At 71.9% G+C, this 23,392-nt stretch carries 21 protein-coding genes; 4 read left to right on the top strand and 17 right to left on the bottom strand.

Translation table 11 applies throughout. From position 1 onward, the window contains the following. The 9 genes from aroB to ACO0M4_RS27820 form a co-directional block, all read right to left on the bottom strand. Complete coding sequence (gene aroB, locus ACO0M4_RS27860; RefSeq protein ID WP_430373649.1) at positions 1-1,092, bottom strand: 3-dehydroquinate synthase; 1,092 nt, start codon at positions 1,090-1,092, stop codon at positions 1-3. Further along, positions 1,089-1,643 carry a shikimate kinase gene (locus ACO0M4_RS27855; RefSeq protein WP_390015333.1) on the bottom strand — a complete coding sequence of 185 codons (555 nt, stop codon included), beginning with the start codon at positions 1,641-1,643 and terminating at the stop codon, positions 1,089-1,091. The genes aroB and ACO0M4_RS27855 overlap by 4 nt, the downstream gene beginning before the upstream one ends. Beyond that, a complete protein-coding gene (aroC, locus tag ACO0M4_RS27850; RefSeq protein ID WP_430373647.1) occupies positions 1,640-2,824 on the bottom strand; it encodes a chorismate synthase in 1,185 nt (394 codons plus the stop codon). Before aroC ends, ACO0M4_RS27855 begins: the two co-directional genes overlap by 4 nt. A gap of 115 nt (positions 2,825-2,939) precedes the next feature. Continuing rightward, complete coding sequence (locus tag ACO0M4_RS27845) at positions 2,940-3,776, bottom strand: shikimate dehydrogenase (protein WP_430373646.1); 837 nt, start codon at positions 3,774-3,776, stop codon at positions 2,940-2,942. A gap of 10 nt (positions 3,777-3,786) precedes the next feature. Further along, positions 3,787-5,655: an endolytic transglycosylase MltG gene (gene mltG / locus ACO0M4_RS27840; RefSeq protein WP_430373645.1), complete on the bottom strand. Its 1,869-nt coding sequence runs from the start codon at positions 5,653-5,655 to the stop codon at positions 3,787-3,789. A gap of 126 nt (positions 5,656-5,781) precedes the next feature. Continuing rightward, positions 5,782-6,246 carry a Holliday junction resolvase RuvX gene (ruvX, locus tag ACO0M4_RS27835; RefSeq protein ID WP_073450312.1) on the bottom strand — a complete coding sequence of 155 codons (465 nt, stop codon included), beginning with the start codon at positions 6,244-6,246 and terminating at the stop codon, positions 5,782-5,784. Between the two features lie 14 nt (positions 6,247-6,260). Next, on the bottom strand, positions 6,261-8,930 hold the full coding sequence (alaS, locus tag ACO0M4_RS27830) for an alanine--tRNA ligase (protein ID WP_430373643.1): 2,670 nt from the start codon (positions 8,928-8,930) through the stop codon (positions 6,261-6,263). Next, positions 8,930-9,265, bottom strand: a complete 336-nt coding sequence (locus ACO0M4_RS27825) for a DUF6167 family protein (RefSeq protein WP_430373641.1) — start codon at positions 9,263-9,265, stop codon at positions 8,930-8,932. Before ACO0M4_RS27825 ends, alaS begins: the two co-directional genes overlap by 1 nt. Before the next feature lie 8 nt (positions 9,266-9,273). Further along, entirely contained in the window at positions 9,274-9,705 is a 432-nt protein-coding gene (locus ACO0M4_RS27820; protein WP_257980435.1) for a DUF948 domain-containing protein, read from the bottom strand. A 171-nt stretch (positions 9,706-9,876) separates the two neighbouring features. On the opposite strand from ACO0M4_RS27820, the gene ACO0M4_RS27815 reads away from it, so the two are divergent. Further along, complete coding sequence (locus tag ACO0M4_RS27815) at positions 9,877-12,066, top strand: ATP-binding protein (RefSeq protein ID WP_430373640.1); 2,190 nt, start codon at positions 9,877-9,879, stop codon at positions 12,064-12,066. 21 nt (positions 12,067-12,087) lie between these two features. On the opposite strand, the gene rpsD is transcribed toward ACO0M4_RS27815, so the two are convergent. Beyond that, positions 12,088-12,699 carry a 30S ribosomal protein S4 gene (gene rpsD / locus ACO0M4_RS27810; protein ID WP_100602274.1) on the bottom strand — a complete coding sequence of 204 codons (612 nt, stop codon included), beginning with the start codon at positions 12,697-12,699 and terminating at the stop codon, positions 12,088-12,090. 182 nt (positions 12,700-12,881) lie between these two features. Between rpsD and ACO0M4_RS27805 the strand changes: the two genes are divergently transcribed. Next, positions 12,882-13,634 (top strand): DUF2470 domain-containing protein, encoded by a 753-nt coding sequence (locus ACO0M4_RS27805; RefSeq protein ID WP_430373639.1) that lies wholly within the window; start codon positions 12,882-12,884, stop codon positions 13,632-13,634. Between the two features lie 33 nt (positions 13,635-13,667). Here ACO0M4_RS27805 and ACO0M4_RS27800 read toward each other — a convergent pair whose 3' ends face one another. The 4 genes from ACO0M4_RS27800 to ACO0M4_RS27785 all read right to left on the bottom strand — a co-directional run bounded on the left by ACO0M4_RS27800 (position 13,668) and on the right by ACO0M4_RS27785 (position 17,967). Continuing rightward, positions 13,668-15,026 carry a replication-associated recombination protein A gene (locus ACO0M4_RS27800; protein ID WP_430373638.1) on the bottom strand — a complete coding sequence of 453 codons (1,359 nt, stop codon included), beginning with the start codon at positions 15,024-15,026 and terminating at the stop codon, positions 13,668-13,670. Between the two features lie 108 nt (positions 15,027-15,134). Continuing rightward, the gene (locus ACO0M4_RS27795; RefSeq protein WP_430373637.1) at positions 15,135-15,776 is read right to left on the bottom strand and encodes a vitamin K epoxide reductase family protein; all 642 of its coding nucleotides are present in this window, start codon (positions 15,774-15,776) and stop codon (positions 15,135-15,137) included. A gap of 199 nt (positions 15,777-15,975) precedes the next feature. After that, the gene (gene hisS, locus ACO0M4_RS27790; RefSeq protein ID WP_430373636.1) at positions 15,976-17,238 is read right to left on the bottom strand and encodes a histidine--tRNA ligase; all 1,263 of its coding nucleotides are present in this window, start codon (positions 17,236-17,238) and stop codon (positions 15,976-15,978) included. Positions 17,239-17,250: 12 nt separating this feature from the next. Beyond that, positions 17,251-17,967, bottom strand: coding sequence for an MBL fold metallo-hydrolase (locus ACO0M4_RS27785; protein ID WP_430373635.1), 717 nt, complete (start codon positions 17,965-17,967; stop codon positions 17,251-17,253). Between the two features lie 242 nt (positions 17,968-18,209). Here ACO0M4_RS27785 and ACO0M4_RS27780 point away from each other — a divergent pair, with 242 nt between their 5' ends. Further along, positions 18,210-19,028 (top strand): peptidylprolyl isomerase, encoded by an 819-nt coding sequence (locus ACO0M4_RS27780; protein ID WP_430373634.1) that lies wholly within the window; start codon positions 18,210-18,212, stop codon positions 19,026-19,028. A 242-nt stretch (positions 19,029-19,270) separates the two neighbouring features. After that, positions 19,271-20,500 carry a DUF349 domain-containing protein gene (locus ACO0M4_RS27775; protein ID WP_430373633.1) on the top strand — a complete coding sequence of 410 codons (1,230 nt, stop codon included), beginning with the start codon at positions 19,271-19,273 and terminating at the stop codon, positions 20,498-20,500. A gap of 68 nt (positions 20,501-20,568) precedes the next feature. Here ACO0M4_RS27775 and ACO0M4_RS27770 read toward each other — a convergent pair whose 3' ends face one another. The 3 genes from ACO0M4_RS27770 to ACO0M4_RS27760 are packed head-to-tail and all read right to left on the bottom strand — an operon-like array spanning position 20,569 to position 23,378. Beyond that, positions 20,569-21,711 carry a caspase, EACC1-associated type gene (locus ACO0M4_RS27770; protein WP_430373632.1) on the bottom strand — a complete coding sequence of 381 codons (1,143 nt, stop codon included), beginning with the start codon at positions 21,709-21,711 and terminating at the stop codon, positions 20,569-20,571. Beyond that, on the bottom strand, positions 21,695-22,090 hold the full coding sequence (locus tag ACO0M4_RS27765) for an effector-associated constant component EACC1 (RefSeq protein ID WP_430373630.1): 396 nt from the start codon (positions 22,088-22,090) through the stop codon (positions 21,695-21,697). The genes ACO0M4_RS27770 and ACO0M4_RS27765 overlap by 17 nt, the downstream gene beginning before the upstream one ends. After that, on the bottom strand, positions 22,083-23,378 hold the full coding sequence (locus ACO0M4_RS27760; RefSeq protein ID WP_430373629.1) for a protein kinase domain-containing protein: 1,296 nt from the start codon (positions 23,376-23,378) through the stop codon (positions 22,083-22,085). The genes ACO0M4_RS27765 and ACO0M4_RS27760 overlap by 8 nt, the downstream gene beginning before the upstream one ends. Positions 23,379-23,392: the final 14 nt, after the last annotated feature.

Raw genomic sequence — 23,392 nt, 5'->3', positions numbered from 1 at the left:
TCACGCCGCGATCTCGGCGTGCGCCGCGAGCAGCATCGCTGGGTCCGGGCCCTCCAGGACGGTCGGCTTGGCCAGGCCGTCCAGGACGATGAAGCGGAGCCGGTCGCCGCGGGACTTCTTGTCGACCTTCATGGTCTCCAGCAGCTTGGGCCACTGGTCGCCGCGGTAGGTCAGGGGCAGTCCGACGGAGGCCAGGACGGCGCGGTGCCGGTCGGCGGTGGCGTCGTCCAACCGGCCGGCGATCCGGCCGAGTTCGGCGGCGAAGACCATGCCGACGGAGACCGCGGCGCCGTGCCGCCAGTTGTAGCGCTCGTTCTTCTCGATGGCGTGGGCCAGGGTGTGGCCGTAGTTGAGGATCTCCCGCAGACCGGACTCCTTGAGGTCGGCGGAGACCACCTCGGCCTTGACCCGGATCGCCCGCTCGATCAGCTCGGAGGTGTGCGGGCCGTCGGGACGCTTGGCGCCCTCCGGGTCCGCCTCGATCAGGTCGAGGATCGCCGGGTCGGCGATGAAACCGGCCTTGATGACCTCGGCCAGCCCGGAGACGTAGTCGTGGACCGGGAGGCTGTCCAGCGCGGCCAGGTCGCAGAGCACCCCGGCCGGCGGGTGGAAGGCGCCGACGAGGTTCTTGCCCTCGGCGGTGTTGATGCCGGTCTTGCCGCCTACCGCGGCGTCCACCATGCCCAGGACGGTGGTCGGTACGGCGATCCAGCGCACCCCGCGCAGCCAGGTCGCGGCGACGAAACCGGCCAGGTCGGTGGTGGCGCCGCCGCCCACGCCGACGATCACGTCGGTGCGGGTGAAGCCGGTCTGGCCGAGCGCCTTCCAGCAGTAGGCGGCGACCTCGGCGGTCTTGGCCTCCTCGGCGTTGGGCAGCTGGATGGCGATCGCCTCGTAGCCCTGCCCGGCCAGGTCCTCGCGCAGCGCCTCACCGGTGGTGGCCAGCGCCTCGGGGTGCAGCACGGCGACGCGCTTGGCCGCATCGCCGATCAGGCCGGGGAGTTCGCCCAGCAGCTGCCGCCCGACGAGGACCTCGTAGGGGTCGGTGCCGGCGGTACCGCCGACCTGAATGCGGGTGGCGTGCTCCGTCATGCCTGTTCCTCCCTGCCGGCGGACCGCGCGGCGTCGGCGGCCGGCCGTAGCTCCAAAGCGTCCACGATCGCGTCGGCGGCGTCCTCGGGGGTGCGGCCCCCGGTGGCGATCACGGCCTGTGCGACCTCGGTGTAGAGCGGGCGGCGCCGCTCCATCAGCTCGCGCCACTGCTTGCGCGGGTTGACCGCGAGCAGCGGGCGGGGGGCGTCCAGTCCCACCCGCTTGACGGCGTCGGCGAGTTCGACGTCCAGGAAGACCACCGGCAGGCCGGTCAGCAGCTTCCGGGTGCCGTCGTCCATGATCGCGCCGCCGCCGAGGGAGAGCACACCGGGGTGGCCGTCGAGGGCGGTACGGACCGCCGCCCGCTCCAGCTCGCGGAAGTGCGGCTCGCCGTCCTCGATGAAGATCTCGGCGATCGGCTTGCCGGCGGTGGCGACGATGTCGGCGTCGGTGTCGCGGTAACCGACACCCAGCCGCTCGGCCAGCAGCGCGCCCACGGTGGACTTGCCGGCCCCGGGCGGACCGACCAGTACGACGACGGGCGCGGTCACTTGATCGCCAGGTTGTCGAGGAAGCTCCGGACGTTGCGGCGGGTCTCCGGCACGCTGTCGCCGCCGAACTTCTCCAGCACCGCGTCGGCCAGCACCAGCGCCACCATCGCCTCGGCGACGATGCCGGCGGCCGGGACCGCGCAGACGTCGGAGCGCTGGTGGTGCGCCTTGGCCGCCTCGCCGGTGGCCACGTCGATCGTCGCCAGCGCCCGCGGCACGGTCGCGATCGGCTTCATCGCGGCCCGGACGCGCAGGAGTTCACCGGTGGTCAGGCCGCCCTCGGTGCCGCCGGAGCGGCCGGAGGCGCGCTTGATGCCGTCGTCGGTGGCGAGGATCTCGTCGTGTGCCTTCGAGCCGGGCACCCGCGCCAGCTCGAAGCCGTCGCCGACCTCGACGCCCTTGATGGCCTGGATGCCCATCAGGGCGGCGGCCAGCCGGGCGTCCAGGCGGCGGTCCCAGTGGACGTGCGAGCCGAGGCCGACCGGCACGCCGTAGGCCAGCACCTCGACGACGCCGCCGAGCGTGTCGCCGTCCTTGTGGGCCTGGTCGATCTCGGCGACCATCGCCTTCGACGCGTCGGCATCCAGGCAGCGCACCGGGTCGGCGTCCAGCTTCTCGACGTCGGCGGGCGTGGGGTAGACGCCGTAGGGAGCCTTGGCCGAGGCCAGCTCGACGACGTGCGAGACGATCTCGATGCCGGCCGTCTCCTTCAGGAAGGAGCGGGCGACGGCGCCCAGGGCGACCCGGGCCGCGGTCTCGCGGGCGGAGGCGCGCTCCAGGATCGGGCGGGCCTCGTCGAAGCCGTACTTCTGCATGCCGGCGAGGTCGGCGTGGCCGGGGCGGGGCCGGGTCAGCGGGGCGTTACGGGCCTGCTCGGCCAGCACGGTCTCGTCCACCGGGTCGGCGGCCATGACCTGCTCCCACTTGGGCCACTCGGTGTTGCCGACCATGACCGCGACGGGGGAGCCCAGCGAACGGCCGTGCCGCACGCCGCCGAGGAAGGTGACCTCGTCCTGCTCGAACTTCATCCGGGCACCGCGGCCATAGCCGAGCCGGCGGCGGGCCAGGGCGTCCGCCACCATCTCCGTGGTGATCGGCACGCCGGCGGGAAGGCCCTCCAGCGTCGCCACGAGTGCGGGGCCGTGCGACTCCCCCGCCGTCAGCCAGCGCAACCTGCTCAACGGTGCTCCTCAGTTACTGCTCATGTGCTGCTCATCCGCGTACGGTCTCCTCTGATCCTCCCACGTCGGGCGGGGCGCGCGGCGCGCCGTCCAGGGTGCGGACCGCAGGGACCACTCAGCGGGCGGCGAGTGCCGCCTCGCCGGCCCGGCGCATCGCGGCCAGCGGCGCCGGCGCCCGACCGGTCATCTGCTCGACCTGGAGAACGGCCTGGTGGACCAGGAGGTCCAGCCCGCCGACGACGGCGCCGCCGCGGTCGGCCCAGGCGCCGGCCAGCGCGGTCGGCCAGGGCTCGTAGAGCACGTCGAAGAGGGTGCTGGGCCGGTCGGGTACGGCGGCGGCGAGCGGGTCGGTGCTGCCCGCCGGGGTGGTCGCGATGACCAGTGGTGCCTCGAAGGCCGCGGCGGCGTCGTCCCAAGGGGCGGTGCGGACCGGGACGCCGAGCCGTTCGCCCCAGCCGCGCATCTCGTCGGCGCGCGCCGCGCTGCGCACGTACGCGGTGACCTCACCGGTGCAGATCCGGGCGAGCGCGGCCAGCGCCGAGGAGGCGGTGGCGCCGGCGCCCAGGACGGCGGCCCGCTCAACCTGCTGGACACCGCGCTCGCGCAGCGCGGCGAGCATGCCGGGGATGTCGGTGTTGTCGCCGCGCCGGCGCCCGTCGGGGGTGAACACGACGGTGTTGACCGCCTCGACCGAGGACGCGGTGGGGCTGATCTCGTCCAGCAGCGGGATCACCGCGCGCTTGAGCGGCATGGTCAGCGACAGTCCCGCCCACTCGGGGCCGAGCTTCTCCAGGAACGCGGGGAGCCCGGCCTCGTCGACCTCGTGGCGGCCGTATTCCCAGCCGGTCAGCCCGAGTTCGTCGTAGGCCGCGCGGTGCAGCACCGGCGAGAGGGAGTGCGCGATGGGCGATCCGAGGACCGCCGCCTTCTTGTGCTCAGGACTGTGGGACACCGGCCGGCCTTCAGTTTCCGTTCTTCTGCTCTTGCTGCCGCTTGTTGAATTCCTGGACGAGCTTCTCGTGGGCGGCGTAATTGGTGGTGAAGTCCGTCTTCTTGCCGTCCACCGAGATGAAGTAGAGCCACTTATCGGAGTTGTCCGGGTTGATCGTGGCCTTGAGCGCGTCCCCGCCGGGATTTCCGATCGGACCGGGCGGGAGCCCCCGGTAGAAGTACGTGTTGTAGGGATCGTCGTAGTGCCGGATCTCCTGCGTACTGATATTGATCTTGCTCTGGTTCTTGAGGTAGTTGAACGTCGAGTCGAATTCCAACTTCTGGTTCGTGGCCGTGTTGGTCGGGGCCAGTCGGTTGTAGACGACGGCCGCCATCTTCCGGAAGTCATCGTGCGTCATGCCTTCGGCCTGGGTGAGGCTCGCGACGGTGATGAGCTGGAGCGGAGAATCCAGATGGAATTTCTTCGCATTCGATTCGAGATCGTACTTCTGGTATTCCTGGGTGGCCCGCGAGACCATTTGCCGGAGCACGTCGGCGGGTTTGGCGTGATCACCGACGCTGTACGTCGAGGGGTAGAGGAAGCCTTCCAGCGGGTCCTTGATCTTCTGAGAGTCGTCGGCCCACGACGGAAGTCCGAGGTTCTTCGCCTGGCTGTGCGCGATGTCCTTGGTGGTGCCCGCCGCGAGCTTGAGCTTCTTGTCGATCAGCGTGTAGACGGCGCCGGCCCGTAGCCCCTCTTGGATCGTCAGGCCGTTGCGACTGCGCGGATCCGACATCAGGGCCACGGCCGAGGCCGCGGACATCTGCTTGCGCAGCGAGTACGAACCGGGCTGGAGGACCTTGTCCTTCTTGCTGTCGACCGCCGCTTCGGAGAACGCGTCGGCGCTCTTGACCACGCCCTCGCGCTTCAGGATCAGGCCCATCTGCAAGATGGTGGAGCCGTCGGGGATGTCGACCTGCACGGCCCCGCTGCCCTCGCCCTCGTAGTCGGGAGCCGAGCCGAAGTGGCGCATGAGGAAGTCGTAGCCGAAGTACCCGACGCCGCCGACGACACCGGCCAGCGCCAGGGTCACGACCAGACAGGCGGTACCACTGCGGCGCTTGGTCTTCTTGTTCTTGTTCTTCCGGCCCCGGCGCTCGCGGCCCGATCGGCCGTCGTCCTCGTCGTCGTAGCCGTCGTCCTCGGCGTCCGGTTCGTCGGCGAAGAACGGGTGGTCCGGTTCCCGCTTGCGCGGCCCCGGTTCGTCGGCGTCCGGCGTCGCCCGCCAGTCGTCGCCCTCGGCGGCCGGCTCCTCGAACGGCGCCCCGGCCGGCGGGTGCTGCTGCGGACCGGGTCCCGGCGGGTAGTCGCCCGGCCGCTGAGGGTGCGGGGCGTGACCGTACTGCTGCTGGTGCGGGTCGGCCAGCGCCTGCTCCGACATCCCGTGGTACTGCGGGGCCGGCGGCTGGGCGGGCAGCTGCTGGGTCCCGTGGAGTCCGTAGCCGTCCTGCCCGCCGTAGTAGTCGTGACCCGGGAAGTTCTGGCCGGTCTGGTGCGGGGCCGGGTATTCCTGGCCCGGCTGGAGGTACGGGTCGGCCGGCTGGTGCTGCCCGTAGGGGTCGTACGGGTCGTACGTCGGCTGGCCGCCCGGCGGCTGGGTGCCGTCCCAGCCGCCGTGGCCCGCCGGGTACTGCTGCTGCGGGTGCTGGAGGTGCTGCTCGTGCGGCGGGTGCTGCGGGTGCTGCTCGTGCTGGGGGTAGTGCTGTGGGGGATACCCGGTGGGCTGCTGTCCGGCCCACTGCGGCTGCTGCTCCTGGCCTCCGTAAGGACCCCGATCTCCGTAGAGCGGGTCGTCCGGATGCCACGGTTCGGAGCCGTAGCCCCGGCCATACTCGGTCATCGATCCCCTAGAGCCGAGAGGCGGGGCGCTCCATCCGGGTAGCGCCTGTCGTACCGATCCGCCTCTACTTGCACGCGCGGCTGTTCGAACCGCCGCCACAACGCGCGGAACGTTACCGTACCGCGATCAGATGACCACTTCGACGTGCTCCCCGGGCGGCCGCCCGGAAGTGCGTTCGGTTTCCAACGCGCTCTGCAGGATGACCACCGCGGCGGCCTGATCGACCACCGAGCGGCCCTTCTTGCTGCGGACTCCGGAGGCCCGCAGCCCGTGGGTCGCGGTGACCGTCGACATCCGCTCGTCGACCAACCGGACCCCAACGGGGGCGATGTTCCTGGCGAGTTCCTGGGCGAAGGCCCGGACCTTGGCCGCGGCCGGCCCCTCTCCCCCACTGAGGGAGCGGGGCAGACCGACCACGACTTCGAGCGGCTCGTACTCCTCGACGATCGCCTTGAGCCGTCGGTGCGCCGCCGGGACGTCACGCCCCGGCACGGTCTCGACGGGGGTGGCGAGGACCCCGTCGGGGTCGCACGAGGCGACCCCGATCCGGGCGTCCCCAACATCCACGGCGATGCGGCGGCCGCGTCGCATCTCACTCACGTCGGTCAGGCCGCCTCGACCACGAGGCGCTCGACGGCCTCGATGGCCTCGGGCACCGCAGCGGCGTTCTGGCCACCGCCCTGGGCGACGTCCGGCTTGCCGCCGCCCCCGCCGCCAAGCGTCTTGGCGGCGGTGCGGACCAGGTCGCCGGCCTTGATGCCGCGCTCGCGGGCAGCCTCGTTGGTGGCGATGACGGTCAGCGGGCGGCCGTTGGCGACAGTGAAGAGGGCCACCACGGCGGGGCGGTCACCGTGGATCCGGCCGCGCACGTCGAGGACCAGCTTGCGCAGGTCGTCGGCGCCGGTGCCGTCCTGGACCTGGGCGGCGACCAGGGCCACGCCACGGACGTCCTTGGCGCCCCCGGCCAGCCCGGCCGCGGCCTGCAACACCTTCTCCGCGCGGAACTTCTCGATCTCCTTCTCGGCGTCCTTCAGCTTGGCCAGGACACCGGAGATCTTCTCCGGCAGCTCTTCCGGACGCCCCTTGACCAGCTCGGTGAGCTGCGAGACGACGGTGTGCTCACGCGCCAGGAACCGGTAGGCGTCCACGCCGACCAGCGCCTCGACACGGCGCACGCCGGAGCCGATGGAGGACTCGCCGAGCAGCTTCACCAAGCCCAGCTGTGCGGTGTTGTGGACGTGCGTACCGCCGCACAGCTCCTTGGAGAAGTCGCCGATGGTGACCACCCGGACCCGCTCGCCGTACTTCTCGCCGAACTCGGCGATGGCGCCCTGCTTCTTGGCCTCGTCCATGCTCATGACCTCGGCGTGCACGTCGAGCTCACGGGCCAGGACGTCGTTGATCTTCTGCTCGACGTCGGTGAGGACCGAGCCGGGCACGGCGGCCGGCGAACCGAAGTCGAAGCGGAAGCGGCCCGGGGAGTTCTCCGAACCGGCCTGGGCGGCCGTCGGGCCCAGCGCGTCGCGCAGCGCCTGGTGGGTGAGGTGGGTGGCGCTGTGAGCGCGGGCGATGGCCCGGCGGCGCTGGATGTCGATGGCGGCGTACGCGGCGGAGCCGAGCAGCACCTCGCCGACCTGCACCACGCCCTTGTGGACGATGACGCCGGGGACCGGCTGCTGGACGTCGCGCACCTCGATGACGGCGCCGTTGTCCAGCTTGATGCGGCCGGTGTCGGCGAGCTGGCCGCCGCCCTCGGCGTAGAACGGGGTGCGGTCCAGTACGACCTCGACCTCGTCGCCCTCGTGGGCGGCCGGCGCGGAGACGCCGTTGACCACGAGGCCGGCGACGGTGGACTCGCCCTCGGTGTCGGTGTAGCCGGTGAAGATCGAGGAGCCGGACTTGTCGGCGATCTCGCGGTACGCCGACATGTCGGCGTGGCCGTGCTTCTTGGCCTGGGCGTCGGCCTTGGCGCGCTCCCGCTGCTCCTTCATCAGGCGGCGGAAGCCGTCCTCGTCCACCGACAGGCCCTGCTCGGCGGCCATTTCGAGGGTGAGGTCGATCGGGAAGCCCCAGGTGTCGTGGAGCAGGAACGCCTTGTCGCCGGCGAGCACCGTGCCGCCGGCGGCCTTGGTGTCGGTGACGGCGGTGTCGAGGATGTTGGTGCCGGCCTTGAGGGTCTTGAGGAAGGCGGCCTCCTCGGCAAGGGCGACCGTCTCGATCCGCTTGCGGTCCTCCAGGAGCTCCGGGTACTGCTGGCCCATCGCCCGGATGACCACGTCGAGCAGGTCGGCGACGACCAGGCCGGTGGCGCCCAGCAGCCGCATGTTGCGGATGGCGCGGCGCATGATGCGGCGCAGGACGTAGCCGCGGCCCTCGTTGCCGGGGGTGACCCCGTCGCCGATGAGCATCGTCGAGGTGCGCATGTGGTCGGCGACCACGCGCAGCGAGACGTCGGAGTCCTCGGCGGCGCCGTAGCGGACGCCGGTCAGCTCACCGGCCTTGTCGATGACCACCCGGAGGGTGTCGGTCTCGTACATGTTCTGGACGCCTTGCAGGATCATGGCGAGGCGTTCGAGACCGAGGCCCGTGTCGATGTTCTTCGACGGCAGGTCGCCGAGGATCTCGAAGTCCTCCTTGCCGGTGCCGGCGCCGCGCTCGTACTGCATGAAGACCAGGTTCCAGATCTCCACGTAGCGCTCGTCGTTGACGGCCGGGCCGCCCTCGACACCGAAGGCGGGGCCCCGGTCGTAGTTGATCTCCGAGCACGGGCCGCACGGGCCCGGGACGCCCATGGACCAGTAGTTCTCCTTCTTGCCCAGGCGCTGGATGCGCTCCTTGGGCACCCCGACGACCTCGTGCCAGATGCGCTCGGCCTCGTCGTCGTCGAGGTAGACGGTGATCCAGAGCTTCTCGGGCTCCAGGCCGTAGCCGCCCTCCGCCATGGGAGTCGTCAGCAACTCCCAGGCGTACTTGATGGCGCCTTCCTTGAAGTAGTCGCCGAAGGAGAAGTTGCCGCACATCTGGAAGAACGTGCCGTGCCGGGTGGTCTTGCCGACCTCTTCGATGTCCGGCGTACGGACGCACTTCTGGACGCTGGTGGCGGTCTTGAACGGGGCCTTGACCTCGCCGAGGAAGTACGGCTTGAAGGGGACCATGCCCGCCGGAACCAAGAGCAGCGTCGGGTCGTCCGCGATGAGCGACGCCGACGGCACGACGGTGTGCCCGCGCTCCTCGAAGAAGCGCAGCCAGCGGCGGCGGATTTCAGCCGACTCCATCAGTGGTCCTCTTTTCCGGTCGGTCCGGTCAGCCCGGGTGTTCTCGTGGTTCGGTACGACGTTTCGAGCACCGCACGGCGCGGTGCGGGCAGCTCGCGCGCCTCGGTGGACTCCGCGAGCCCAAGGGCGTCGTGCAGTTGCTCTTCACGGTCCGCCATTCCGGCCCGTACGTCCAATGCAAATTGACGCAGCCGGTGTCCGGTCTCGACGGCCTTGTCCGCGGCCTGCGCGGCGAGGCTGTCGGGCTGCAACTTGCGCAGCTTTTGGTGGACCTTGTTGGTGGCCCACACTCCGGCGGCGGCGCCGGTGGTGAACCAGAATGCGCGGCGGAACATCGCGGTGATCAGTCCTTGGAGCGACGGGAGCGGCGCCCGCCGCGGCGGGCGCCGGGCAGGGTGCGGCCGACGACGGTGCGGTCCGGTTCGGGCAGGCCCTTCTTGCCGATCGCGCGCCGTACGCCGTAGCCGAACGCGGCGACCTTGACCAACGGCCCGCCGAAGGCGGTGGAGACGGTCGAGGAGAGCGCGGAGGCGTTGGCGGTGACCTCTTGGACGTCGGCGGCGATGGCGTCGACGCGGGCGAGCTGGGTGTGTGCGGAGCGGACGGTCGCGGACGCGTCGGCCAGGAGCGGAACGGCCTGCTCGGACACCTCGGTCACCATCTTGGTGGTCGCCTTGAGCGTCTGTGCGAGCCTCACCAGCACGAGGGCGAGGAAGGACACGAGGATCGCCCAGAAGACGGCCACGAGGATCCCGGCCACCTCTCCACCGGACACGCTGGCACCACTCTCCGACTGGTCTGCTCTGGTCTGGTCTCGTCCTGCTCGAACGGCAACCTTGACCTTATCGCGCCGTGACTGTCCGTCCGTACCGCGTTCCCGGTCCCGTCCGGCCACCGGAAGGGGTGATTGTACGGTCCGCATCGCCGCGAGTACGCTCCGTGTGCCATGCGACGCCTCAAGCGCCCTGGCCCCCCTTCCCGCCGCTCCCCCGCCCGCCCGCGGACCCGCGGGAACCTCCCCGCGGAGCTGAACCGCTTCGTCGGCCGCGCGGACGAACTCGCCGCGCTCGATCGGCACCTGTCCGCCGACCGCCTCGTCACCCTCATCGGCCTGGGCGGCGTGGGAAAGTCCCGGCTCGCCCGGCACAGCGCAGCGATCTTGCAGGATCGCTTCTGCGACGGGGTGTGGCTGGTCGAGGTGTCCGCACTGCGCGAGGGGCACCTGCTGGACCACGCGGTCGCCGAGGCCCTGGCGCTGGCCGACCACTCCGGCCGGCCGGTGCGCACGGCGCTCGGCGACCATCTCACCGATCGCGAGTTGCTGCTCGTCCTCGACGGCTACGAGCACCTGGTCGACGACTGCGCCGAGTTGACCGCCGAACTGCTGCGGCGCGCCCCCCGGCTGCACGTACTGGCCGCCGGCCGCCGGCCACTGGACCTGCCGGGCGAGCAGACCCTGCCGGTGCCCCCGATGGGCGATGTCGACGCCGCCGCGCTGTTCGCCGACCGGGCCGCCGCCGTGCTGCCCGGTTTCGCCGTCGGGCCCGGCAACGAACCGGCCGTCACCGAGCTGTGCCGCCGCCTGGACGGCATCCCGCTGGCGCTGGAACTGGCCGCCGGTCGGCTGCGGGCGCTCTCCCTGGAACAGGTGCTGCACCGGCTCGACGACCGTTTCCGACTGCTGGCCGGCACCGTCCGCGGGACGCCGGTGCGCCACCGGACGCTGCGCACCGCGATCGGCTGGAGCCACGAGCTGTGCACCCCCGAGGAGCGGCTGCTGTGGGCCCGACTGTCGGTGTTCGCCGGGCAGTTCGACCTGGAGGCGGCCGAGTACGTCTGCTCGGGACCGGAGCTGCCCATCGAGGAACTCCTCGACGTCATCGGGGAGTTGGTCGCCCAATCGGTGCTCGTCCGGGAGGAGACCGCGGCCGGGGTGCGCTACCGGATGCTGGACACCGTAGGGGCCTACGGCGCGGACTGGCTGGCGGCGACGGGGGACGGCGAGCGGCTGCGGCGCCGGCACCGCGACTGGTACCTGGGGCTCGCGACCTGGTGCGAGCTGGACTGGTTCAGCCCCCGACAGGCCGAGATCGCGGCCCGGATCGACGCCGAGCTGCCCAATCTGCGGGTGGCGCTGGAGCACAGCCTGGAAAGCCCCCGGGACACCCACCTCGGCCAATACCTGGCCGGCACGCTGTGGTTCTACTGGGTGGGCTGCGGACGCCTGTCGGAGGGCCGGCACTGGCTCGACCGGGCACTGGAGCTGGACGGCGGCCACGACGAGGCCCGACTGAAGGCGCTGTGGGTGGCGGGCTACGTGGCGGTGCTCCAGGGGGACACGGTGGGGGCGTTGGGGATGCTCCAGGAGTGCCGCGAGGAGGCCGAGCGGACCGGTAACGCCACGGCCGCCGCGTACGCACTGCACCGCACCGGCTGCCTGGCACTGGTCTGCGACGACATGCCGCGCGCCGAGAAGCTGCTGCGCGGGGCGCTGCACCACTACCGCGAGATCGGCGAGCTCAACAGCAACGTGCTGATGGGACAGGTCGAACTGGCGCTGGCGGTGGCCTTCCAGGGCGAGCTGGACGACGCGGTGCGGCTGTGCGAGGACGTCCGGGAGGTGTGCGGGGACCACGGGGAGCGCTGGACGCTGGCGTACGCCCTGTTCGTGCTGGGGTTCGCGGCGTGGTCGCGCGGGGAGGGAGGCCGGGCCCGGGCACTGCTGGAGGAGGCGCTGGCGATCGACCATTCCTTCCACGACCTGCTGGGCGCGGTGCTGGCGATCGAGCTGCTGGCCCTGGTCACGCTGAGCGAGGGCGATGTGGAGGAGGCGGCGGTGCTCCAGGGCGCGGCGGGGCGGATCTGGCCCGCGGTGGGGCTTCCGCTGTTCGGCTCGCGCCATTTCAACCAGCCGCACGCGCTGTGCGAGCGACAGGCCCGCGAACGACTGGGCGCGGCGCGCTACGAGCACTGCCTGCGGGCCGGCGGGCGGCTGAACCTGGACGCGGCGGTGGCGCGGATCCTCAAGCCCGCGGACGGCGTACCGGGCCCGCGCGGGGAGCTGCGGATCGCCGCGCCGGCTCCGCACCGGCCCGCCGCCTCCCCGTCCGCGAGCGGAGGGGAGTCGGCGGGCTGAGCGGTGCGCCGGCCGAGTGGATCAGCGAGCGTAGTACTCGACGACGAGCTGCTCGTCGCAGATCACCGGGATCTCCTTGCGGTTGGGGTCCCGGTCCAGGCGGAACGCCAGGGCCTGGAGGTTGACCTCCAGGTAGCGCGGGGTCTCGCCGTCGGGGGCGTAACCACCCTCGCGGGCCACCTGGAAGGGGTGCTTGTCACGGCTGCGCTCGCGGACCATCACGACGTCGCCGGGGCGGACGCGGAAGGACGGCTTGTCGACCTTGCGGTCGTTGACCGAGATGTGGCCGTGGACCACCATCTGGCGGGCCTGGTAGATCGTCCGGGCCAGGCCCGAACGCAGGACGAGCGCGTCCAGACGGCGCTCAAGCTCGATGATCAGGGCCTCGCCCGTCTTGCCTTCGACCTTCCGAGCGCGGTCGTAGGCGCGAGCCATCTGGCGCTCGCTGATGTCGTACTGGGCGCGCAGACGCTGCTTCTCCAGCAGTCGGACCTTGTAGTCACTGCTCTGCTTGCGGCCGCGGCCGTGCTCGCCGGGCGGGTAGGGACGGGCCTCGAAGTACTTGACGGCCTTCGGCGTCAGCGCGATGCCGAGCGCACGGGACTTCTTGACCTTGGGACGCGACTGGTTCACGTGGAACGTTCCTCCATGTAAGTTAGGTGAGGCTTACCTTAGCGCGAGGAGAACGCATGTTTCGACCTGGGATCCCCCTGCCCGGCGCAGACCGCACCGGGACGGGTCAGCCGCGTCCCGTGGAAGACGCCCAGCGGCCCTCGGCGGCTGAGCGCGTACGAACTCTCGTCGAGTCCCATGGTATGGCGTCACTGGACATCCCCGGAGTCGAGGATCCCGACGAGACCGGCCTCTCGGCGCCCGTCTGCCGGACCGTGACGCCCGAAGGAGACGTGCTGCTCCTGGCTCCTGGGGACTCCTCGGCCGCCCGGGCGGCCGCACACGCCCAGGACGACGACCTGCCGGTCGTGATGGAGATCACGGATGTGGCGCCGGTTTCGGTGCCCCATCGGATCCGCGGTCGCGCCTGGGTGGCCGGTTGGCTCACCCCCGTGCGCAACGAGCAGCGCGCCCGGGCCGCGATGCTGCTCGCCGAGCGACACCCGGTCGGCGAGCTGCTGGGCATCGGCGAGGCACTGGCACCGGACCCGGCCCCGAGCGCCTACGGGCGCCCCGCCTGGATGCTGCTGCGCCTGGAGGTCGGCGAGGGCGCGGTGGACGACCTGTGGGGCGCGGAGTCCTTCGAGCCGGAGGAGTTCGCCGCCGCGGCACCCGACCCGCTGGTCACCCACGAGGCGGAACTGCTCCAACACCTGCACGCGGCCCACGCCGAGCAGGTGCGCGGGCTGTGCGCACTGCTCGGCGACCGCGAGGAGGTCTGCGGGCTGCGGGACCAGGCCGTTCCGGTGGGCCTGGACCGCTTCGGACTGCGGGTCCGCTTCACCGACGGCGACCGGCGGACCTTCGACGCCCGCTTCGACTTCCCCGAGCCGGTCCGGGACGTCGCCGAGCTGCGCCGGGCGATGCACGTGCTCTTCGAGGCCGCGGCCAGCTGACCGGCCGCCCCGGCCCCGCCGGCCGCGCCCCGGTCAGTCGCCGTGCTCGCCGCGCAACCGGGCCCGGACCCGCTCGGCGACATCGGCGTAGCGCGCCTCGGCGCCGTGCCGGGTGGGGGTGTAGTAGCGCGTGCCGTGCACCTCGTCCGGGGCGTACTGCTGGGCCGCGATACCGCCCGGCAGATCGTGCGGGTACTGGTAGCCCTGGCCGTGGCCGAGCTTCTGGGCGCCCTGGTAGTGGCTGTCGCGCAGGTGCGGGGGGACCGGCCCGGCCTTGCCGGCCCGGATGTCCGCCAGGGCGGCGTCTATCGCCACGTACGCGGCGTTCGACTTCGGGGCGAGGGCCAGCGCGATGGTGGCCTGGCTCAGCGTGATCCGGGCCTCGGGGAAGCCGATCAGCGCCACCGCCTGGGCGGCGGCCACCGCGGTCTGCAGCGCCGACGGATCGGCCAGACCGATGTCCTCACTGGCCGAGATCATCAGCCGGCGGGCGATGAACCGCGGGTCCTCCCCCGCCTCGATCATCCGCGCCAGATAGTGCAGCGCGGCATCGACGTCGGAGCCGCGGATGGACTTGATCAGGGCGCTGGCGACGTCGTAGTGCTGGTCGCCGGCCCGGTCGTACTTCACCGCCGCACGGTCCACCGCCTCCTCCAGGGTCTGGAGGGTGATCTCCTGCTCCCCCTTGGCCAGCGCGGAACCGGCACCCGCCTCCAGCGCCGTCAGCGCCCGCCGGGCGTCGCCACCCGCGATCCGCAACAGATGGGCCGCGGTGTCCTCGGGGAGGGTGACCGCCCCGCCGAGCCCGCGCTCGGCGGTCAACGCGCGGTGCAGCAGGCCCCGCAGGTCGTCGTCGGTGAGCGGTTCCAGGGTCAGCAGCAGCGAGCGGGAGAGCAGCGGGGAGATCACCGAGAAGTACGGATTCTCGGTCGTGGCGGCGATCAGCGTCACCCAGCGGTTCTCCACCGCGGGCAGCAGGGAATCCTGCTGGGCCTTGCTGAAGCGGTGGATCTCGTCGAGGAAGAGGACGGTGTCCTTGCCGTAGCCGCCCGAGGCGCGGCGGGCGCCGTCGATGACCGCCCGGACCTCCTTGACGCCGGCCGTGATCGCGGAGAGCTCGACGAAGCGCTTGTTGGTCGCCTGGCTGACGACGTACGCCAGGGTCGTCTTGCCGATGCCGGGCGGCCCCCACAGGAACACCGACGAGGGCCCCGCCGGGCCGCCGGCGCCCTCGCCGACCAGCCGCCGCAGCGGCGAACCGGGCTTGAGCAGATGCTGCTGGCCGACGACTTCGTCGAGGGTGCGGGGGCGCATGCGTACGGCGAGAGGGGACCCCGCGGGGTCCTTCTCCTGACGGTCTTCTGCGGCGGCGGTGAACAGGTCGGGCTCCACGTCTACGGAGCCTATGCCACCGCACTGACAACGCCCCGGCCGCCGGGGTCGGCGGGCCGGGGCGCGGAAGCGGTTCCGGAGGCGTCCGGGACGACTCCGGGGGACGGCTCAGAGCAGGCTGCTCCAGTACGACCACCAGCGGGTCAGGATCAGCAGCGCGATCACGCCGTACCAGAGCACCGGGACCACCCAGTGGAACTCCACGACCGCGTCGCGCAGCCCTCGGGGCGCCGGGATGATGCCGTGCTTGAGGTTGTGCACGGTGGTGTACCAGAACATCAGGAGGGTCACGCACCAGGTCAGCGTGCACCACAGGCAGAGCGCGTTGATGTCGTACAGCGACTGGGTCATCAGCCACATGCAGAAGACCGTGGCCAGCAGCGTGCCCACGTTCAGACCGAGCCAGTACCAGCGGCGGAAGCGGGCACCTGCCAGCAGGGCCATGCCGATCGCGATGACCACCGCGAAACCGATCAGCCCGGCCATCGGGTTGGGGAAGCCGAAGACCTCCGCCTGCTTGCTCTGCATGACGCTGCCGCAGGAGATGATCGGGTTCAGGCTGCAGGCCGGCTTGAAGTTCGGGTCCTTCAGCAGCTCGAACTTGTCCAGGGTGATGATCCAGGCGGCCAGTCCGCCGAGCGCGCCGGTGATCACCAGGAGCAGGGCGAAGCCTCGACCGGAGCCGATGGTTTCCGCGGCGCTCGCGTGGTCGTCGTCGGTGGACACGTCGTCAAGCGCTGTCGTCGTCATATGGCCGTTCCGTCGGTCCCGTGGGGAGGTGGGGCTCGGCCGGCGCTTCCCGGCCGCGTCCTTCATTGTGCCGCACCTCCCTGTGAACCAGGGGTGCCCTGGGCGGATCCGGGGTGATTCGGCACCACCCGGCGTTGACGCGAGGGGGCCCGGACGGCGCACTGCCGTCCGGGCCCCCTCGGGGTCGGTGCCGCCCGGCTCAGGCCAGCGCCCGCCGGACCTCGTCGACCACCGCGTCCAGCGCGATCGGGGTCTGCTCACCGCTCTGCAGGTCCTTGAGCTGGACCACGCCCTCGGCCAGGTCCCGCTCGCCGGCCACCAGGGCCAGCCGCGCGCCGGAGCGGTTGGCGGACTTCATGGCGTTCTTCAGGCCCTTGCCGCCGTAGGCGAAGTCCGTGGCCACCCCGGCCCGGCGCAGTTCGGTGACCTTGCCGAAGAGCACCCGACGGGCCTCCTCGCCGAGCGGGACCGCGTAGACGGAGGTGGCGGCCGGCAGGTCGAGGGTGATGCCCTCGGCCTCCAGGGCCAGCACCGTGCGGTCGACGCCCAGCGCCCAGCCGACGGACGGCAGCGCGGGACCGCCGATCATCTCCGAGAGGCCGTCGTAACGGCCACCGCCGCCCACCGCGGACTGCGAACCGAGACCGTCGTGGACGAACTCGAAGGTGGTGCGGGTGTAGTAGTCCAGGCCGCGGACCAGCTTCAGGTCGTCCTCGAAGGCCACACCCGCCGCGGTCAGCAGCTCGCGCACCTGCTCGTGGTAGCTCTTGCACGCCTCGCAGAGGTAGTCGCGCAGCATCGGCGCACCGGCCAGCTGCTTCTGGACCGCCTCGCGCTTGTCGTCCAGGACGCGCAGCGGGTTGATGTCGACCCGGCGCCGGGTGTCCTCGTCCAGGTCCAGCCCGCGCAGGAAGTCCTGGAGCGCGGCGCGGTAGACCGGACGGCACTCCTTGTCGCCCAGCGAGTTGAGCAGGATGCGGAAGTTCCGCAGGCCGAGCGCACGGTAGGACTGGTTGGCCAGGATGATCAGCTCGGCGTCCAGCGCCGGGTCCTCGACCCCGATCGCCTCGGCGCCGACCTGCGAGAAGTGCCGGTAACGGCCCTTCTGCGGGCGCTCGTAGCGGTAGTACGAGCCGGAGTACCAGAGCTTGACCGGGAGGTTGCCGCCCTTGTGGAGGTTGGCCTCCAGCGCGGCGCGCAGCGTGGACGCGGTGCCCTCGGGCCGCAGGGCGAGCTGGTCGCCGCCCTTGGTCTCGAAGGCGTACATCTCCTTGGTGACGATGTCGGTGGACTCACCGACACCGCGGGCGAACAGCTCGACGTTCTCGAAGCCGGGCGTCTCGATGTAGCCGTATCCGGAGTTCTTCAGCGGTGCGGAGATCGCCTCGCGCACCGCGAGGTACGTCGCGGAATTCGGCGGGATCAGGTCGTAGGTGCCCTTGGGTGCCTGAAAGGTGCTCACGGAAGGTTCTCGTCACATTCCTCGTCGCGGAGCGGCGGTCGGGGTGCCGTCTCCGAGGCCGGCGGCCACCTGCCGGAGGAAGGGGTTGGTGGCGCGCTCGTGGCCGATGGTGGTCTGGGGGCCGTGGCCGGACAAGACGACGGTGGAGTCCTCCAGGGGCAGGCACACACGTGCCAGCGACCGGAGGATCTCGGCGTGGTCGCCGCCCGGCAGGTCGGTGCGTCCGATGGAGCCGGCGAACAGCAGGTCGCCCGAGAAGAAGACCGGCGGAACGTCGGCCTGCTCGGGCATCCGGAAGGTCACCGACCCCTTGGTATGGCCCGGGGCGTGTGCGACCGAGAACTCCATCCCGGCCAGCTCCAGCGCACTCCCGTCGGCCAGCTCCTTGACGTCGTCCGGCTCACCCACGGTCAGCTCGCCCATGAGCTGCTGCCCGATGGAGCGGCCGAGCGCCTTCTCCGGATCGCTCATCATGAAGCGGTCCTCGGGGTGGATCCAGGCGGGGACGTCGTGCGCGCCGCACACCGGGACGACCGACGCGACGTGGTCGATGTGGCCGTGGGTCAGGATCACCGCTACGGGCTTGAGCCGATGCTTCCTGAGCGCGTCCTCGACTCCTGGGGCCGCCTGGTGGCCCGGGTCGATGATCACGCACTCCTCGCCGGCGGCGGGGGCGACCAAGTAGCAGTTGGTCCCCCAGGCCCCGGCGGGGAACCCGGCAATCAGCACGTTCGTCCTTAAAGATCGGGGGGGGCGGCCTGCGGGACCGCGCCCGGAACATCTCGGCAGCTCCAGAGCCTACCGGCGGGACTCCCGGCAGGGCGAACCCGTATACGGTACGGCCACGGCTGGGCCCTGCCGTCAGACTCCCCTCGTCCGCCCGGAGGGCGGGCCGGACGTCGAACGGCAGGCGGGAGTCCGACGGCAGGGCCCAGCGGCAGCGATCGACGCTCAGGACAAGGAGACGACCGGTGGCCAGCAAGGACCGGCGGCGGCGCGAGCTCGCCCGGCAGAAGTACGCGCGCCAGCACGAGCGGCGGGTCGAGTCCGTACGGCGCACCAAGCGCCGCAACGTGATCATCGCGGGCGTCGTGGCCGTCGCGCTGGCCGCCGGTGCCACCGCATACGCCTCGGTCACGCTGATCGGCGGCGATCGGAAGACCACCGACGACGCGGCCGCCCCGACCGGCGACCCGTGCGCCCGGCCCGTCAAGGGCACGCCGTCGAAGAAGACCTGGCCGAAGGAGCCGGCGATGACGGTCGACACCTCGGCGTCGTACACCTCCGAGCTGGCCACCACCTGCGGGCGGATCACCTTCACCATGGACGCGGCCAAGGCGCCGCACACCGTGAACTCGTTCGCCTTCCTGGCGGGCCAGGGCTACTTCGACCACAGTCGCTGCCACCGCCTGGTCGACCAGCGGATCTACGTCCTGCAGTGCGGCGACCCGAAGGGCACCGGCGAGGGCACGCCCGGCTACACCCTCCCGGACGAGAACCTCAAGGACCCGCACCTCAAGGGCGACGTCTACCCGGCGGGCACGGTCGCCATGGCCAACCGCTACGACGGCAGCAACCCCAAGACCCGCAACTCCGGCGGCAGTCAGTTCTTCCTCGTCTACCAGGACAGCCAGCTGCCCGCGAACTACACGCCGTTCGGGCGGATCACCGGCGGGATGGACGTCCTGAAGAAGATCGCCGACGCCGGTTCGCACCCCGACCCGGCGACCGGCAGCACCGCGCCCAACGCCACGGTCGTCATCAATGAGGCGGTGGTCAAAAAGTCCTGATCGGGGGCGGCAGGTGGGGGACGCGTTCCGTCGTCCTCGCTGGAATTTCGGTCGTGCTGGATGCGGACAGCCGACCGCCGGTCGCCTAGATTGGCGTTGTGTAGGGTGCCTGCTCCGACGGCCTGCCACCCTCACCGCAATTCAGCCCGTCGGACCGGCCGGGGCGCTGCCCCGCCGGACAGAAACTGTGGACGATGCCGGGGGGCCACGGGCCCGCGTCGGCATCATGTGGAGGAGGCGCTGTGAGCAGCGACCCATGGGGCCGCGTCGATGAGACGGGGACCGTGTACGTGCGTACCGCCGACGGCGAGCAGGTCGTCGGATCGTGGCAGGCGGGCACTCCCGAAGAGGCCCTCGCCTACTTCGAGCGCAAGTATGAGGGCCTGGTCGTGGAAATCGACCTCCTGGAGCGACGGGTCAGGACCACCGACCTCTCGGCGAAGGACGCCCAGGCCGCGATCGACCACCTGCGCCAGCAGGTCGACGAGCACCACGCGGTGGGCGATCTGGAGGCACTGAAGAAGCGACTGGACACGCTGGTCAGCGCGGTCGAGTCGCGGCGCGAGGAGCGCCGGGTGGCGAAGGCCCGGCAGAGCGACGAGGCCCGGCAGTCCAAGGAGAAGCTGGTCGTCGAGGCCGAGGAGTTGGCCGCCAGCGAGCAGTGGCGGGTGGCGGGCGAGCGGCTGCGGGCGCTGGTCGACACCTGGAAGGGCCTGCCGCGGCTGGACCGCAAGACCGACGACGAGCTGTGGCACCGCTTCTCGCACGCCCGGTCGGCGTTCTCCAAGCGGCGCAAGGCGCACTTCGCCTCGCTGGACGCGCAGCGCGAGGAGGCCCGCAAGGCCAAGGAGAAGCTGGTCGCCGAGGCCGAGGCGCTGTCCGGCTCCACGGACTGGGGGACCACCGCCGCCCGTTACCGCGAGCTGATGCAGGACTGGAAGGCCGCCGGCCGTGCCCAGCGCGAGCACGAGGACGACCTGTGGAACCGCTTCCGCGGCGCGCAGGACGTCTTCTTCCAGGCGCGCAGCGAGATCTTCGCGGAGCGCGACGCCGAGCAGCAGGAGAACCTGACCCGCAAGGAGGAGCTGGCCGCCGAGGCGGAGAAGCTGCTCCCGGTCACCGACCTGAAGGCGGCCCGGGCCGCGTTCCGGGCGGTCAACGAGCGGTGGGAGGCCATCGGTCACGTGCCGCGCGACGCCCGTCCCAAGATCGAGGGCCGGATGCACGCGGTCGAGCGGGCCATCCAGGAGGCCGAGGAGACCGAGTGGCGGCGGACCAACCCTGAGGCGCGGGCGCGCGCCGCGGGGCTGACCGGTCAGCTCCAGGACGCCGTCGACAAGCTCCAGAAGCAGATCGACGCGGCCCGGGCGGCCGGCAACACCGCCAAGGCCGACAAGCTCGGCCGGGAGCTGGAGGGCCGCAAGGCGCTGCTGGACCAGGCGCTGAAGGGCCTGGAGGAGTTCGGCGGCTGAGGCGCCGCGCTCGTCCGTGACGGCCCGCCGGGGTTTCCCGGCGGGCCGTTTCGCGCGGTCGGGGCGGTTCACCGCCGGCTGCGGCTGCCGGTCTCCATCAGGTCCAGGGCGTGTTTGAGCACCTCGCACGCCTGGATGTGGTTGCCGGACTCCTGGAGCAGGTCGGCCAGCCGCCGGCAGACCAGCACGGCCTCCGGGCCGTAGACCTGACGGGCCCGGTGGAACGCCTGCTCCAGGACCTCGATGGACTCCTTGATCTGCCCGGTCTCGGCGAGGAGTTCGGAGAGCTCCAGTTGTACGGGCAACAGGTCGCCCCCGCCGTCCGGGCCGCGCTCCCTCAGGGCGAGCCGGAGCACCGGCAGCGCATCGCGGCTGTTGCCGGCCGCCCGCAGCATCCGCGCGAGGCTGAGGCCGGACGCCACCATGGCGGCGCGGACCTCGGCGTCGAGCACCGGCCCGGCGGGCGCGCGGCGCTGCGCCAGCGCGCGGTTGCGGGCCAGCGGCAGCCGTCCCACGCCGTTCTCCTGGGCGCGCTGCGGCAGCGGCCGGTTCTTGGCCCCCAGCCGCTCCTCCAGGGCCCGGTAGAGGGTGTCGAGGTCGATCAGCTCGGGGCCGTCGGTGATGCCGTACCGGAGGATGCCGAGCAGTTCGCCGGTGAAGGCGGTGTGCCGCTCGCCGTCCGGGGCCAGCGCCACCCGGTCCCGCGGGGAGGCGGTCAGCACGTAGGCGCCGTCCACCGCGGCCTGGGCGGCCAGGACGTCCTGGCGGCCGGCGAGCGTGCGGACGGCCCGGCCGCTGAAGCAGCAGTCCAGGACGACGACCTTGCGGCGGGCGCGGGCGGCCCGGATGGCGCCGCGCAGGTGCTGGTAGGCGACCGCGGTGTAGCCGACGCTGTCCCGGGAGCCGGTCAGGCCGAGGTAGAGGTCGGCCGACTCGGTGTCGCGCATGCCGTGGCCCGCGTAGTAGACGACGAGGGTGTCGGTGGCCTCGTCGCCCGCGCGGTGGACGGGATCGAGCATCGCATCGGCGCTCCCCGGGTCGAGCACCACCTCGCAGTGCGACTCCGGCAGCCCCCAGACCGTGGCGTCGCCGAGGGTCCCGGCCAGGTCGCGGAGGTTGGTCCCGACGGCCGGGAGCGCGTCGAGGTGGCGGTAGGAGGCGGTGCCGAGCAGCACGGCCCGGGAGGCGGCCGGATCAGGCAGTCCGGTCATCGCCCCCGGGCTCCTGGGCCTCGTCGAGCAGGGCGACGATCCGGCGTACGGTCTCCGGGTCGGCGGCCGCACCGCGCGGGATGCGGACCTCGATCTCCCCGGCGCGCAGGGTGAGTTCGGGGGCGCGGCGGCGCGCGTCGCGCCACTGGAGGACCGACACCGCGAGCGAGCCGCCGGACACCGCGGTGCCGAGGGCCAGCTGGAGCAGGTCGAAGCCGAGGCCCATCTCGCCGGGCCGGGGCCCGCGGGAGGCGGTGAGGCTGCCGCGCACCTGGCGGTGCAGTTCCTCGTCGTCGTGCAACCAGCGCATCAGGGAGCGGAGTTCCTCCTCCGCGTCGCCGCCCGGCTCCGGTACCGCCCGTACTTCGAGATCAGTCACGATCCCGCCCCCTCCGCTGCTCGGTTGCTGCATTGACCCGTGAGAACAGTTCCAGTGCCTCGGCGCCCGCGCCCAGCCGCGCCAGGCACACCGCCTGCCAGTACTGGCTGGTCAAGGTGGTCGGATGATCCGGTCCCAGGGCCGAGGCGCAGACCTGGGCGACCGCGGTGAGCATCCGCACCGCTTCTTGGATGTCGCCGCGCAGGACGAGATTGACCGCCTCGCGCTGGCGGGACCGGGCGTTGTCCGCCGTCATGCTGCTGAGCAGCAACTGGCGGGTGCCGTCGCTGAGCGTCAGCGGCCGGTGGACGTCCTGTGCGGCCGGCTCCGTCTGCGGGATCGCCGCCCAGTCCAGCAGCTCGGGGGCCGAGGAGTCCTGGGCCGGCGGGCTGTAGACGAACTCCACGGCCTGCTCGCGGACGCGGTCGGCCACCAGCCGGCGTAACGCGCGCTCGTCGTCCGCGCTCGGCAGCGAGGCCAACAACGCATCGACATCGGTGGTGGACGGCCGGTGGCCGGGTTCCTGCCCGCAGAGCGCGTCCACGAGGTGTGCCAGGGCATGCGGAACACCGCTGCCGATCCGCCCGGCCAGCTTCGGGATGCCCGGCCCGACCGCCCGTTCCACCAGCACGCCGACGTCGACCGGGTCGGTGCCCAGCGGCGGGGTGCCGATGAGCATCAAATACAGGCAGGCGCCGAGCCCGTACATGTCGGCTTCGGGGCCCGGGAGTTCACCGCGGATCAGCTCCGGGGCCATGTACTGCGGGGTGCCGATCAGCACACCGGCCTGGGTGATCGCCGGCTCCTCGACGATCCGGGCGAGCCCGAAGTCCTGGAGCACCACCCGGCCGGCAGCGGTGACCATGACGTTGGTCGGTTTGACGTCGCGGTGCAGCACGCCCGCGGTGTGGGCGGCGGCCAACGCCCGGCACATCCCCAGGCCGATCGCCGCCGCCACCGACGGCGGCAGCGGGCCGTGCGCCTCCACCAGCTTCGCGAGGTCCACCCCGTCCAACAGCTCCATCACGAGGTACGGACGGTCCTCGTGACGGCCGCTGTCGTGGACCTGTACGACGCCAGGGTGGCTGATCCGGGCCAGCGCCTGAGCCTCCCGGCGAAGGCGCGTCAGGGCCAGCGCGGCGGCGTCCCGCCCGCCCGCGCCCCGCAGTTGCTTGACCGCCACCCGACGGTCGAGCTCGGTGTCCACCGCTTCGTGGACGGCCCCCATCCCGCCCCGCCCGATCAGCCGGACGAGGCGGTACCGCCCGCCGAGCACGTCCTCCCCCATCGTCTCCCCCTCGC

The sequence above is a fragment of the Streptomyces sp. RGM 3693 genome (genome assembly GCF_050471125.1).
Classification (GTDB): Bacteria; Actinomycetota; Actinomycetes; order Streptomycetales; family Streptomycetaceae; genus Streptomyces.
This window is presented reverse-complemented; position numbering and strand designations above follow the sequence as displayed.

Bases quoted from the DNA above. Each gene is read 5' to 3' on its own strand.
- mltG (WP_430373645.1), bottom strand. From the start codon at position 5,655: ATGACCGAGTATGGCCGGGGCTACGGCTCCGAACCGTGGCATCCGGAC.
- ACO0M4_RS27770 (WP_430373632.1), bottom strand. From the start codon at position 21,711: ATGACCGGACTGCCTGATCCGGCCGCCTCCCGGGCCGTGCTGCTCGGC.
- ACO0M4_RS27760 (WP_430373629.1), bottom strand. From the start codon at position 23,378: ATGGGGGAGGACGTGCTCGGCGGGCGGTACCGCCTCGTCCGGCTGATC.
- ACO0M4_RS27805 (WP_430373639.1), top strand. From the start codon at position 12,882: ATGGCGTCACTGGACATCCCCGGAGTCGAGGATCCCGACGAGACCGGC.
- alaS (WP_430373643.1), bottom strand. From the start codon at position 8,930: ATGGAGTCGGCTGAAATCCGCCGCCGCTGGCTGCGCTTCTTCGAGGAG.
- aroB (WP_430373649.1), bottom strand. From the start codon at position 1,092: ATGACGGAGCACGCCACCCGCATTCAGGTCGGCGGTACCGCCGGCACC.
- ACO0M4_RS27795 (WP_430373637.1), bottom strand. From the start codon at position 15,776: ATGACGACGACAGCGCTTGACGACGTGTCCACCGACGACGACCACGCG.
- ACO0M4_RS27825 (WP_430373641.1), bottom strand. From the start codon at position 9,265: ATGTTCCGCCGCGCATTCTGGTTCACCACCGGCGCCGCCGCCGGAGTG.
- ACO0M4_RS27815 (WP_430373640.1), top strand. From the start codon at position 9,877: ATGCGACGCCTCAAGCGCCCTGGCCCCCCTTCCCGCCGCTCCCCCGCC.
- ruvX (WP_073450312.1), bottom strand. From the start codon at position 6,246: ATGCGACGCGGCCGCCGCATCGCCGTGGATGTTGGGGACGCCCGGATC.